This is a genomic window from Marinomonas arctica (genome assembly GCF_003259225.1).
In the GTDB taxonomy this organism is placed as follows: Bacteria; Pseudomonadota; Gammaproteobacteria; order Pseudomonadales; family Marinomonadaceae; genus Marinomonas; species Marinomonas arctica.
In genome coordinates this window covers 1-13,450 of record NZ_QHJF01000041.1, presented here as the reverse complement: position 1 = coordinate 13,450, position 13,450 = coordinate 1, and the positions used below count along the sequence as shown (strand labels likewise).

Genomic DNA, 13,450 nt, shown 5'->3' with positions numbered 1-13,450 from the left:
CAAAGCTAAAAACCAAAAGCCAAAATTATGTTTAATCCTGTTCAAATTGCAGCAAAAGGAAGTCGTCCAAAAAAAGGCGCGACTCGTCGAACACCTCCTCCACAGCAACGCAAAACCACATGGTGGCTTTGGCTTCTTGTGCCCATCATAGTCATCGCTTTCATTTATGGCCTGACACAACTAAACCAAGTCGCACCCGCTACACAACCCGCAGCAATAGAAAAGCCCAAGGCGATTCCAAAACCAGCCCCTACACCGGCGCCTAAGAAAGCAGAAGAAGTCAGTGTTGCTCCGAAAAAAGACACCTTTGAGTTCTATCAAATATTACAAGACAGCAAGGTTGATACCAGCCATGTCGATGCTTATCAGTCTACACCTCGCGGGGAGCAAGATTATTATTACATGCTCCAAGCCGCTTCTTTTAGAAACCTTGAAGACGCTGATCGCATGCGTGCTCAACTCATCTTGTCCGGTTTGGTTGAAGCCAGCGTTCGCAAAACCATGGATAAAGACGAACAGGCTTGGTATAGAGTGATTCTTGGTCCTTATGATTCACGTTCAAAAATGAATCGCGCAGAAGATAAACTCGTCTCTTTATCAATCTCTCCTTACTCTTATAAAATTAAAAAAGAGTAAGCTTCAAAACTCTGCATAAATTGCATACAGATCATGAAAGCTTGTTCTGTATGCAATCCTCGCTTGAAATCTTCCCGCTTGCCCCCATTTCGTTAGAATCGAAACGGGAGTAGACCATGACAACGATTCTTACTGTACGCAAAGGCAATCAAGTCGTCGTAGGCGGCGATGGACAAGTATCTTTAGGCAACACTGTGATGAAAGGCAACGCTCGTAAAGTGCGCCGTCTCTATCGTGGTGAAGTAATTGCTGGCTTTGCTGGCGGTACGGCGGATGCGTTCACCCTATTCGAACGCTTTGAAGGCCAACTTGAAAAACACCAAGGCCACTTAGTACGGGCTGCAGTAGACCTTGCTAAAGACTGGCGTTCTGACCGAGCGTTACGCAAATTAGAAGCCATGCTGATTGTCGCTAACAAAGAAAGCACCCTAATCATTACGGGTACGGGCGATGTGGTTGAACCACAACACGGTGCCTTGGCTATTGGCTCTGGCGGCAACTTCGCCGAAGCCGCGGCGCGAGCTTTGATTGATAATACTGACTTGTCTGCCAAAGACATTGTTGAGAAGAGTCTCAACATCGCTGCCGATATTTGTGTATTTACAAATCACAGCCTAACCATAGAAGAAATTACCATAGACCCGCAGCTTGAAGATAAGTCTAAATAATTCTCCATCAACAGAGAAAAATCAGACCGCAAAGCGACGCAGACAACATCATACAAGAATTTAAAAGAGAATTAACAATGAGCAGCATGACCCCAAGAGAGACGGTTAACGCCCTGGACAACCACATTATTGGTCAGCAGAAAGCAAAACGTGCGGTCGCCATCGCGCTACGCAACCGCTGGCGTCGCATGCAACTTCCTGAAGATATGCGTGCAGAAGTCACGCCTAAAAACATCTTAATGATAGGCCCAACAGGGGTAGGTAAAACAGAAATCGCTCGCCGATTAGCCAAACTGGCCAACGCACCTTTCATCAAGATTGAAGCCACAAAATTCACTGAAGTGGGTTATGTTGGTCGTGATGTAGAGTCGATTATTCGTGACTTGGTTGAAATGGCAATTAAAATGCTTCGCGAACAAGAAACGGCAAAGCTACGCCATAAAGCCGAAGATGCCGCAGAAGACCGTATTCTTGATGTGTTATTACCCCCCGCTCGCGGCGGTGATCCGGAATTACAAGACAATAGCACTCGTCAGACTTTCCGTAAAAAACTACGTGAAGGCCAATTGGACGATAAAGAAATCGATATTGATGTATCCGATTCACCAATGGGTGTTGAAATTATGACACCACCAGGCATGGAGGAAATGACCAGTCAGCTACAAAACTTATTTTCCAGCTTTGGTTCACAAAAAACCAAAAAGCGTAAAATGAAAGTCAAAGACGCTTTGCGCCAAGTTCGCGACGAAGAAGCAGCAAAGCTCGTTAATGAAGAAGAACTGAAAGCTCGCGCAGTAGAAGCCGTCGAGCAAAATGGCATTGTCTTCTTAGATGAAATCGATAAAGTCGCTAAAAGCTCAGAACGCTCTGGCGGAGAAGTTTCTCGCGAAGGCGTACAGCGCGATTTATTGCCTTTGGTCGAAGGTTGCACCGTCAGCACGAAATACGGCATGATCAAAACCGATCACATCTTATTTATTGCGTCTGGCGCCTTCCATTTGTCTAAACCATCAGACTTGATTCCAGAACTACAAGGCCGTTTGCCCATTCGAGTTGAACTGGATGCGCTAACAGTAGACGATTTCAAACGTATTTTAGTCGAGCCAAGCATGTCATTGACGAAACAATACGTCGCGCTTGCTAAAACGGAAAATATCAACCTGAACTTCACCGAAGAAGGCATTCACCGCATCGCTGAAATTGCGTTCCAAGTGAACGAGCGTACGGAAAACATTGGTGCACGACGCTTACATACGGTACTCGAACGCTTACTTGAAGAAGTGTCTTATTCCGCCAGCGACATGCCAGACGATCAAACCGTCGACATTACAGCGGCTTATGTTGATGAACAACTAGGGGAAATCGCTAAAAATGAAGATTTGAGCCAATATATTCTATAATTGGAATCATCTCTCTTTACAATAGCCCTTATTGCACGCCCCTTCATAGAAGGGGCTTTATAGGAAAAAGACCGTGTCTAAGCCTGTCCCGACGAACATCAACTACCATAAAAAATCACGCGAATTGGCGCTTACCTTTGCTGATGGCCATAGCTTTCGCCTAAGTGCTGAATTCTTACGGGTTCACTCACCTTCCGCGGAAGTACGCGGTCACGGCATGCAAATGCCCATTTTGCAATACGGGAAAAAAGACGTTGCCATCAATAATGTTGAAGGCGCGGGTAATTATGCGCTAAAGATCTCCTTCAACGATGGTCACGATACTGGGCTTTATACTTGGGAATATCTCTACAATATTGGCAAAAACCACGATGAACTCTGGCAAATGTACCTTGATCGCCTTGAAAAAGAAGGTAAGACGCGGGACACTTCCGTCATTCAGATCCACCAGCTTTAATTTTTTATTACTCTGCCATTCACCATCGGAGCGTTTTTTTATGAGTTCACTCAGTTTATCGGCGCTTAGTGCCATTGAAAAAGCGATCAATCTAGCGCTCAAACAGGACACTCCGTCCCAAAACCGCTTGAGTAAACTGGCAGGACAGCAGGTTTTTCTTTATGTAGAAGACTTTTCTTTCATATTACAAATGCACATCCTTGAACAAGGAGTAATGCTGCATCAACCAGACAGCTTAGATGAAATCGAATTAGACCCCCGGTTAGATACACTGGTACAAGGACCCAGTTCAGCCTATCGTAAATTATTGGATGGCGATGGTTTCTTTGACGGTGACCTACGCATTCAAGGCAATGCTCAAGCCCTCATGACACTGCATAAAGTGATGGAAAACTTCGAATTCGATTGGGAAGGATTGCTGGCGGATCACATCGGCGATTTGCCTGCCGCAACCCTAGCACGTCTACTTCGCGCCCAATGGTCTTGGAGCAAAGAATTCACCACCAATATGAGAATGCAACTGGTTCAACATCTACAAACCGACAGTCAGCTACTGCCCAGCAAAATTGAATTTGACCACTTCGTCGATGAAATAGAACGCTTCGGCACCTTAATTGATCGTGCCGAAGCTAAATTGAGAATATTGGAAAAGAAAAACTAATTCTTTTCTCTTTCACTGATCACTAGATTTTGCCCGACTAAAATACACACCAACAATTGTCACAACAAAACCGATAATCTGAATCGTGGTCATGGATTCGCTGAATAAGAAATAACTTTCTACTGCCGCCAATGGGGGCGCTAATAGCAGCATAGTGGAAACCTGTGAGGCTCGCACTTTTCTCAATAACCACACCATTAAGAAAACGCCGCCGCCAGATAATACCAGTACGCCCCAGATAACGAGTAAGAAGGATTCCAGCTGCACGGCAAACAAGGTTTCACCAAGTAACAGCATAAAGCCAATCGAGACGACACTGGCCGCGAGGTTTTGTATCGCCATGGAGCTGAAAATATCAGACGATGAAATAGACATTTTTTGATACGTCACACCCAGTGACAAGGCAAATATCGCGGCGCAAGCCAACGTAAACGTCAGCAGAGTCACGCCACCATGGCTCATATCTAACTCTAGCGCGGGGCTGATGACCAACACTAGGCCTACCATGCCGACCAACATTCCAAGAATACCTTTGAAGGACGTTTTTTCTTTGATTAGTATGAAAGCTAACAGGGTCACCAAAGCCGGCTGTAACGCGCCAATCAGTGCCATGATGCCAGCAGGCAAGCCTTTGGCGATAGCCACATAGGCAAAGCCCAAATAAAAGCCATTCATTAGCATGCCAGCAATAATATGCTTAGGTAATTCTTGCCAAGCAGGAAAACGTCTACGCTGCCACAAGGCAATAGCAAGGAAGAGTAAACCCGATAAAACAAAACGGATGCTCAGAAAAACGTTAGGGTCGATCAGGCCAACAATTAACTTACCGGTGATAAATCCCGTAGACCAAATAAGAACTAAGAGTACATACAGCAAGGCCATTTCAATTCCCTTTAAAATTTAGATAAGATTTTTCACCGTCACGTTACGGTTGTACAGACAGTGAAAAGCCAACGTTTTTAGAAAAGCTTTTTAATGTCTTCAACACTCATTCCAGACCCAATCAAAAAATGCAACTTAGCAAAAGCGGCTTCGTAAGTCATGGCTTTACCAGAAATAACGCCTGCTTTAACCAAAGCAGAGCCAGCCGCATAAGCACCGGCTGCGACGCTTCCGGCGCCGCACTGACTCACGTTCACAATCACGACGCCACGGTCGGTCGCTGTTTTTAATAAAGCCAAAAGGGTGGGATCTTTATCGGGAGCGTTACCAGCGCCGTAGCTTAATAATACCGCCCCTTTTACCGAATCATTTAATAAACCTTGCCAATGAGCCGCTTGCACGCCTGGAAAAACCGGCAGTATAGTGACCGCACTGTCTGCCATATCTGGAATATGTATCACCATGGGAGGTTTCACGGCCTCTGTTAAACGCCACCGCCAATCAATGCCTAACACACCTCGCTCAGGGCAGTTGGGCGAACTAAAAGCCTGCCAGTCACTGGTATGCGCTTTATGAGCGCGATCACCTTCAATCAAGCGGCCAGCGAAGAATAAAAACACACCATTACTATTCTTTTCACCGTTAAGTTCTTCACACGCCGAGATGGCGCCCATCACATTAATCATGGCATCGGTACGCACCTTGTACATGGGCACTTGCGAGCCTGTCACTATGATAGGTTTGTCGCTATTAGCAAACATGAAAGACAACGCCGCTGATGTATAGGCCATGGTGTCTGTGCCATGCAATACAATAAAGGCGTCAAAATCATGCCATTTGCTTTCAATATCACGGGCGATGGTTTGCCAGTCTGCCGGGGTGGCATTGGAGGAGTCAATCAAACTTGGATAACCTTCAATGACAAATTCATGATTAAGCTCATCGGCTTCATTAAGATGTTGAGCAAGATGATCAGCAAACGCCGCATCGGGTATTAAACCTTGATCTGAAGGCACCATACCGATCGTGCCACCTGTGTAGGCTATATAAATTCTCATCTGCTGACTGTTCCTCTTTACGAATCCTATTTTGCGTGCGAATTATGTCACTTAAGACATAAAAGGCGCTGTTCAGTAGAAAAGCGCCTTTCATTGTGTTCATTACCACCGTAGAGAATTTACATACGCTCTAACGTTTCAATCCCTAATAAGGACAAGCCAAGCTTCAGGGTAGACGCGGTATTCAACGCCAACTGTAAACGACTGTGTTTCACCTCTTCCTCGGCATTGATAATAGGACAAGCTTCGTAGAAGGTCATAAAGACACCAGCTAAATCGTATAAATAAGCACATAAGAAATGTGGCATACCATCATTCGCCACTTGTTGAATGGCTTCTTCAAACTGGCATAATTTCACCGCCAAAGCGCGCTCTTGCGGCTCATCGATCGCAATGTCACCCGTCAAACTAGCCACATCAATGTCAGAGCGTTTAACGATGCTGGCGACACGAGAATAAGCGTACAGCAGGTAAGGCGCAGTGTTGCCTTCAAAGCTCAACATAGAGTCCCAGTTAAACACATAATCGCTGGTACGGTTCTTCGATAAATCCGCGTATTTCACTGACGCAATACCAACCACACGACCAATGTTGCGCAGCTCTTCTTCGTCCATTTCTGGATTCTTCGATGCCACCAATTGATAGGCGCGCTCTTGCGCTTCTTCTAACAAAGAAGACAATTTTGCCACACCGCCAGAACGGGTTTTAAAAGGTTTACCATCGCTGCCCATTACCGTGCCAAACGGCATGTGTTCCAATTGGGTTTCTGGTTTCACAAAACCCGCTTTGCGAGACAAGGTGAAAATTTGCTGGAAATGCAAAGATTGGCGCGCATCCACAAAATACAATACACGGTTGGCATTCAAGGTATGTTGACGGAAACGCACGGCCGCTAAATCCGTTGTCGCATACAAGAAGCCACCACCGGTTTTTTGCACGATAATGGGCGTGATCTCGCCTTCTTTATTGGCGAACTCTTCCATGAAAACACACTGTGCACCATTGGATTCTTGCAGCAAACCTTGATCTTTTAGCTCATTAATAACGTTCTGTAAGTCATCGTTATAAGCGCTTTCTGGCATCACGTGCTGACGCTCTAAAGAGACACCTAACATCTTGTAGGTTTCTTCACAGTGAGCCATAGAAATTTCAATGAACTCATCCCAAAGCGCTAAACATTCTTCATCACCAGACTGCAAGGCAACAACCAATTCACGCGCACGAGCCGCGAACGCTTCGTCCTCGTCAAAACAGGTTTTCGCCGCACGATAGAAGGTCTCAAGATCAGAAAGCGCCATGCTGATTTTGGCATTTTCGGCGCGCAAACGCTCCATGTACGCCAACAACATACCAAACTGCGTTCCCCAATCACCCACGTGGTTTTGACGAACAACATGGTGACCAAAAAACTCCAAGGTGCGCACCACAGCATCGCCAATAACAGTCGAACGAAGATGGCCTACATGCATCTCTTTCGCCAGATTGGGCGCAGAATAATCGACAACCACGGTTTCAGGGGCTGCCACTGGATTGACATCAAGACGGTCGCTGGTACGCAATTGCGCTAACTCTTTGCTCAGCCAAGTATTTTTCAAAAATATATTGATAAAACCCGGTCCAGCGATTTCCACCTTATCGGCAAGATCCGATAGATCCAACTTATCTAATGTGGCTTGGGCAAAATCACGCGGATTCATTTTTAACGCTTTTGCGGCGCCCATAATACCGTTGGCTTGGTAATCACCAAATTGTACTTTCGCGGATTGACGCACTAAAGCTGGCGCCGAATCAGAAGCACCAGACGCCACCATAGCCGCTTGAATGCGTTGATTTAAAAGAGTTTGAATATTCACAAGGAGACCTTTAAACAGTAAATACACCGCTCATTAAAGCGGCATACTAGAATCACACAGCCCTCGGACTGTCACCAATCAGAGGGCTGAATTCAAAAAAATAATGGTAGCAATAATAACCGATTTTCACGCTTTTAGCGAAAGAACAGCTTACAAGCTTGGTTGTTATTTTCATCTTGATAAGGATAGCCAAGCTCGTCTAAGAAATGCGTCACGTCGGTTTCTTCACCCACCGCTTGCAAACCGACCAAAACGCGGCCATAAGCATCACCATGATTACGATAATGAAACATGGATATATTCCATTGCCCACCAAGTGTATTTAAAAATTTCAACAAGGCACCCGGACGTTCTGGAAACTCAAAACTGTACAGTAACTCACCTTTATCGCTGCGCAAATGCCCACCAATCATATGACGAACATGCACTTTAGCGGTTTCATCGTCTGTCAAATCAACGATTTCATAGTCTTTCAAGTCGGCCAATAACTCCTTACGACTATGAGGACTACCACCTAACGCCACACCGACGAAGATAACGGCTTCTTGATCATCGCCGTAGCGATAGTTAAATTCAGTGATATTACGGCCAACCAAAGCTTGGCAAAAATCCTTAAAGCTGCCTGGATGCTCAGGAATTTTTACCGCAATGATGGCTTCACGCTTTTCACCTAATTCTGCCCGTTCAGAGACATGGCGTAAGCGGTCAAAATTCACGTTTGCGCCACTGTTGATCGCAATCAGCGTTTGACCTTTCGCGTCTTCACGCTCAATATATTTTTTCAAGCCAGCTAAGGCACAAGCTCCAGCCGGTTCTGTAATCGCACGCGTATCGTCATAAATGTCTTTAATCGCCGCACACATTTCATCTGTCGTCACCGTGATCACTTCGTCGACTGTGTCTTTTGCAATCGCAAAGGTGTTATGGCCAATTTCTGCCACCGCCACGCCTTCAGCAAAAATCCCTACCGTTGCCAAACGCGTTGGTTTGCCTTTCTCCATAGCAATTTTTAAACACGCTGCATCTTCTGGCTCAACACCGATAATTTTGATGTCTGGACGCAAGTATTTTACATAGGCTGCTATTCCAGCGATCAAACCACCACCACCGACAGGAATAAAAATCGCGTCAATATTACCTTCATGTTGATGAAGGATTTCCATACCAATCGTGCCTTGGCCTGCGATAGTGTCCAAGTCATCAAATGGATGCACGTAAACTTGACCTGTACGTGCCATGATTTCACGAGACTTTGCCGAGGCTTCATCAAAAGCATCCCCAAACAAAATCACTTCAGCACCGTGGTTACGCACTGCACTCACCTTTACTTCCGGCGTGGTGGCGGGCATAACGATCGTTGCCTGAATGCCAAGTTTCTTCGCCGCCAAGGCTAAACCTTGAGCATGATTACCCGCCGATGCCGCGATGACACCACGCGCGCGCTCTTCTGGGGTTAACTGACAAATTTTGTTGTATGCCCCACGAATTTTGAAAGAGAAAACAGGCTGTAAATCTTCTCGCTTCAAAATAATCTCGTTGCCCAATCGGTTCGATAATTGATTGGCACGAGACAGTGGTGTTTCTACGGCAACGTCATAAACGCGCGCCTGTAGAATCTTTTTGATCATGGTATGAGGCATAGTGTTTCCTAAACGAATATAAATCGACAACACGATGTTCTTAACGACATCTACGCTGACTGCTAGTCAAAAAAAACCGAGTAGGAAATATACTCTTTCACTTCTCTTGGCGCAAAGACAGATGTCCTCTAAATCCACATTAAAAAGGTATAAAATCGATAAATAGCCTGATCTGGCGGGGTAACAATCACTCTTGGAAGCGCCTATAATATTTCCACCATCAGAGGTGGCTTAGCGTTTAAAATAAGCCAGACAATCCCCCTAATAAAACTATAACAGAAGGTGAACACCACCATGACACAAGACGAATTAAAACAAGCGGTTGCCAAAGCGGCCGTTGATTACATTTTGCCCATGCTAGAAGCAGACACTATCGTTGGTGTCGGCACAGGCTCTACCGCAAACTTGTTTATTGACGAATTAGCCAAACACAAAAACCGTTTTGACGGCACAGTGGCCAGTTCTGAAGCCACTGCAGAGCGCTTAAAAAAACATGGCATTCCTGTGTATGATTTGAACAGTGTTGATAGCATTCGTGTATATGTCGATGGTGCAGATGAATCCGATGAACATTTACACTTAATCAAAGGCGGCGGTGCCGCGTTGACTCGTGAAAAAATCGTCGTCGCATGCAGCGATGAATTTATCTGTATTGCTGATGAATCCAAACTGGTAAACGTACTTGGTGATTTCCCTCTTCCTATTGAGATCATTCCGATGGCGCGCGGTCACGTTGCACGTGAATTGGTAAAATTAGGCGGTGATCCGGTGTATCGTGAAGGCGTTGTTACTGACAACGGCAACCATATTTTGGATGTCTACAATTTAAAAATTCTTGATCCTATTGCGCTGGAAAAAAGCATCGATGGTATTGTTGGTGTCGTGACGAATGGCTTGTTCGCAAAACGTTCTGCAGACGTTTTATTATTAGGCACAAAAGATGGCATCAAAACCATAAAGAAATAATGCAATGACATTCAAAGCCTCGAAAAACGATCGAGGCTTTGAATGATGACAATGAGATTAAGACAAGCCGTTAAAACCAACGACTTCTTCGCATCAGCACAAACTGACCACCGCCCAACACCACCAACGCCGCGCAGAACAACCAAAAGGCCGCGTTACTGTCAGTACCAGGCATACCACCAATATTGATACCAAATAACCCCGTCAAAAAGCCCAATGGCATAAAGATTCCTGACAAAATCGACAAGACATACATGCGAGCATTCATTTTCTCGGCTTGTAAATTGGCAAACTCTTCTTGCATTAACAAACAGCGCTCACGCAATGACTCTAACCCTTCGACATAGCGAGTGATATCGTTCGCTGCTTCTTGCACCTGAGCAATTTGCTCTATGCTCATCCAAGATACCGCTTCCTGAGAGAGCTTGTTAATCGCTTCTTTCTGCGGTACTAAAAAACGTCTCAAACGAATCGTCTCGAGACGACGCTGAACAAGCGAATCTCGTTGCCCAGCATCAATCCCTTCACCAATACTTTCTTCTAAATCAGCCAGCTCGTCTTCCAAATCAGTAATGACTTTTGCCATTCTATCGGTCAGGGTTTCCGTTAATATCGCCACCACATCTGCCGTGCTAGTCGGCCCTTCATTGTTGTTCAGATCCTTTACTATACCCTGTACTGAAAGCAATTTGCGTCTTCGACTTGATACAATAAAATGCGGGGTTACCCAAAGACGTAAAGACACCATATCCGATGGATTTGATTCTGGGTTTAAATTAACCCCTCTAAGCGTCAATAATAGGCCTTTTCCCATTCTGACCGTACGAGGTCGCGTCTCTTCCGCAAATAAAGCCTCTACCGCTGTTTCCGGAATACCCTCCACACTTGACAGCCACGTATAGCCTTCTTCTTCATAACAATCTAAATGCACCCATCGGCAACCTTGCTCAGGTAAAACCTTAGGTAAATCTGAAAGTGGCAACGACTTAGCACCACCTTGACCATCAAGCTCAAGATTGTGTACAACAAACGCAGACATATCTATTCCTCTCAACATTTTTCGTAGATTATCGGAAAACGTTGGTTTTCCCTATTTATTTTGCCTTCCAATTCCTAGCTTGGCTGACACTCATTGCCTAGAGTGGCATAATTTAAGCCACTTCAAATAACAAGGAAATGCCATACCATGCAAAACTTATCTGATGTTTTAGCATCCAGCGCAACACCGAAAACATTACAAACTGTGTTGACGGTAACAACCAACACCTGCATTGCCATATCCGATGCGCTAAAACAGGGTTCACTAGCAGGTATTTTAGGCATGGCTGGCAATGAAAATGTTCAAGGTGAAGAACAAAAGAAGCTAGATGTCATTTCAAACGACATGCTTAAAGACGCTCTCACCGCTTGCCCTGCCGTGAGAGCCATTGCTTCGGAAGAAGAAGACTACATAGTACCAGCCAATACCGATGGCGAATACTTCATCGCCTTTGATCCATTGGACGGTTCGTCTAACATCGATATCAATGCCATGGTTGGCACTATCTTTTCAATCTATCACCAAACCGGTGACCAGCCTGCAACCGAAGCGGATTTTTTGATTCCTGGCAAAGAACAAGTCGCGGCAGGTTACGTTCTGTATGGCCCATCAACCATGTTGGTTCTAACAACAGGCAATGGCGTTAATATGTTCACCTACGATCCAACCAAACACGTCTTCATATTAACCCACGAAAACGTTCAGGTGGCACAAGACACACAAGAATTTGCCATTAATATGTCGAATCAACGCTTCTGGTCTGCCAGCATGCAAAACTACGTCAATGACCTAGTGAAAGGCAAAGATGGCATACGCGGTAAGAACTTCAACATGCGCTGGGTAGCCGCTATGGTAGGTGACGTACATCGCATACTTTGCCGAGGTGGCATTTTTATCTATCCTTGGGATAACAAAGACCCAGCCAAAGCAGGCAAACTACGCCTAATGTACGAAGCCAACCCAATGGCGATGCTATTAGAACAGGCTGGCGGTAAAGCCCATACTCATACTCAACGCATTCTGGACATTCAGCCAGAAGCTATTCACCAACGTGTCGCCGTCATTCTTGGCGCTGCAAACGAAGTGGATAAGTGCCTAAGTTATTAACAAAATAAAAGTATTGAGCCATCTTAGGCTTAATGTGGATAGGTTGGTTGCAACAAAAAAGGGCAAACGGAAACGTTTGCTCTTTCAATTCATAACATAAATTTATGCGCTTAACTTAGCCGCAATTTCAGCAACATGTTTACCTTGGAATCGCGCCATCGCAATCTCTTTGTCTGACGGCATGCGACTACCATCAGCACCAGCAATGGTTCCAGCCCCTAGCGGTGAGCCACCTTTCACTTCGCTAATATCAGCAAGCTCAGGACAAGAATAAGGCAAACCAACAACGACGAAGCCATGATGGAATAAAGTCGTATGGAAAGACTGTATCGTGGTTTCATTACCACCACCCGTACCAGTGGAAGTGAAAACACTACCGACTTTACCTACAAGCTTACCTTGCGCCCATAGGCCGCCAGTCATATCCAAAAAGTTTCTCATTTGAGATGCCATATTACCAAAGCGCGTTGGCGAACCAAAAATCACGGCATCATAATTTACCAAGTCATCAGGTTTCGCTACCGGAGCGTCTTGATCAAGCTTCACACCTGAGTTTTTAGCCACATCTTCCGGCATCAATTCAGGCACTCGTTTAATATCTACATGAGCACCAGTACTGCGAGCACCTTGCGCTATTTCATTAGCCATTGCTTCAATATGACCATAACTTGAATAATAAAGAACTAACACTTTTGTCATCTCAAACTCCTTGTTCAATTAAACAGTCTATTCATTGTAGACGTAGAACCTAAATTTTAAAGGTAGATAGACGAGGTTTAGCATTGTTTGAACTTTGCTTGGACATTGATGAGGATTATTTTCAAAGCCTCACTTCTTTCACAAGGGAAAAGCGCTGATTCTTTCATCTTGGCATTGGATTCGCGCTGACGCGTTGAGCCTACGAAACAGGCGCAAGCGAAGCGAATACCAGGGTGAGATATAGTTAAAACCGTACGTCACAAGCTGTAGGTCGGTCTTTAGGCCGTCAAAAAAAGCTCGCTACAACACATCACGTCTTGTCGGGCTAAAGCCTTAAGGATCCCCACATTTATTTTTAGCACTTGGTTTCCAATAGAAGAAGGT

General features: G+C 45.2%; 13 protein-coding genes. 7 read left to right on the top strand and 6 right to left on the bottom strand.

Annotated elements, in window-relative coordinates:
- Positions 1-27: 27 nt before the first annotated feature.
- The 5 genes from DK187_RS19590 to DK187_RS19570 all read left to right on the top strand — a co-directional run bounded on the left by DK187_RS19590 (position 28) and on the right by DK187_RS19570 (position 3,822).
- On the top strand, positions 28-636 hold the full coding sequence (locus tag DK187_RS19590; RefSeq protein ID WP_111608994.1) for an SPOR domain-containing protein: 609 nt from the start codon (positions 28-30) through the stop codon (positions 634-636).
- Positions 637-752: 116 nt separating this feature from the next.
- A complete protein-coding gene (gene hslV / locus DK187_RS19585) occupies positions 753-1,304 on the top strand; it encodes an ATP-dependent protease subunit HslV (RefSeq protein WP_111608993.1) in 552 nt (183 codons plus the stop codon).
- A 77-nt stretch (positions 1,305-1,381) separates the two neighbouring features.
- Positions 1,382-2,704: an ATP-dependent protease ATPase subunit HslU gene (gene hslU, locus DK187_RS19580; RefSeq protein WP_111608992.1), complete on the top strand. Its 1,323-nt coding sequence runs from the start codon at positions 1,382-1,384 to the stop codon at positions 2,702-2,704.
- A gap of 73 nt (positions 2,705-2,777) precedes the next feature.
- Positions 2,778-3,161: a gamma-butyrobetaine hydroxylase family protein gene (locus DK187_RS19575; protein WP_111608991.1), complete on the top strand. Its 384-nt coding sequence runs from the start codon at positions 2,778-2,780 to the stop codon at positions 3,159-3,161.
- Positions 3,162-3,201: 40 nt separating this feature from the next.
- The gene (locus DK187_RS19570; protein WP_111608990.1) at positions 3,202-3,822 is read left to right on the top strand and encodes a ubiquinone biosynthesis accessory factor UbiJ; all 621 of its coding nucleotides are present in this window, start codon (positions 3,202-3,204) and stop codon (positions 3,820-3,822) included.
- A gap of 12 nt (positions 3,823-3,834) precedes the next feature.
- Here the strand turns inward: DK187_RS19570 and DK187_RS19565 are convergent, their stop codons facing one another.
- From DK187_RS19565 to ilvA, 4 genes are all read right to left on the bottom strand, one after another.
- Positions 3,835-4,704: a DMT family transporter gene (locus tag DK187_RS19565; protein ID WP_111608989.1), complete on the bottom strand. Its 870-nt coding sequence runs from the start codon at positions 4,702-4,704 to the stop codon at positions 3,835-3,837.
- Positions 4,705-4,781: 77 nt separating this feature from the next.
- The gene (locus DK187_RS19560; protein WP_111608988.1) at positions 4,782-5,762 is read right to left on the bottom strand and encodes a type I asparaginase; all 981 of its coding nucleotides are present in this window, start codon (positions 5,760-5,762) and stop codon (positions 4,782-4,784) included.
- 119 nt (positions 5,763-5,881) lie between these two features.
- Entirely contained in the window at positions 5,882-7,615 is a 1,734-nt protein-coding gene (gene argS / locus DK187_RS19555; protein WP_111609012.1) for an arginine--tRNA ligase, read from the bottom strand.
- 134 nt (positions 7,616-7,749) lie between these two features.
- A complete protein-coding gene (ilvA, locus tag DK187_RS19550) occupies positions 7,750-9,255 on the bottom strand; it encodes a threonine ammonia-lyase, biosynthetic (protein WP_111608987.1) in 1,506 nt (501 codons plus the stop codon).
- Positions 9,256-9,549: 294 nt separating this feature from the next.
- Here ilvA and rpiA point away from each other — a divergent pair, with 294 nt between their 5' ends.
- Positions 9,550-10,221: a ribose-5-phosphate isomerase RpiA gene (rpiA, locus tag DK187_RS19545; RefSeq protein WP_111608986.1), complete on the top strand. Its 672-nt coding sequence runs from the start codon at positions 9,550-9,552 to the stop codon at positions 10,219-10,221.
- Positions 10,222-10,291: 70 nt separating this feature from the next.
- On the opposite strand, the gene DK187_RS19540 is transcribed toward rpiA, so the two are convergent.
- Entirely contained in the window at positions 10,292-11,260 is a 969-nt protein-coding gene (locus DK187_RS19540) for a zinc transporter ZntB (protein WP_162623563.1), read from the bottom strand.
- 147 nt (positions 11,261-11,407) lie between these two features.
- Here DK187_RS19540 and DK187_RS19535 point away from each other — a divergent pair, with 147 nt between their 5' ends.
- Complete coding sequence (locus tag DK187_RS19535) at positions 11,408-12,367, top strand: class 1 fructose-bisphosphatase (protein WP_111608984.1); 960 nt, start codon at positions 11,408-11,410, stop codon at positions 12,365-12,367.
- Positions 12,368-12,469: 102 nt separating this feature from the next.
- Here the strand turns inward: DK187_RS19535 and wrbA are convergent, their stop codons facing one another.
- Positions 12,470-13,066, bottom strand: coding sequence for an NAD(P)H:quinone oxidoreductase (gene wrbA, locus DK187_RS19530; protein WP_111608983.1), 597 nt, complete (start codon positions 13,064-13,066; stop codon positions 12,470-12,472).
- Positions 13,067-13,450: the final 384 nt, after the last annotated feature.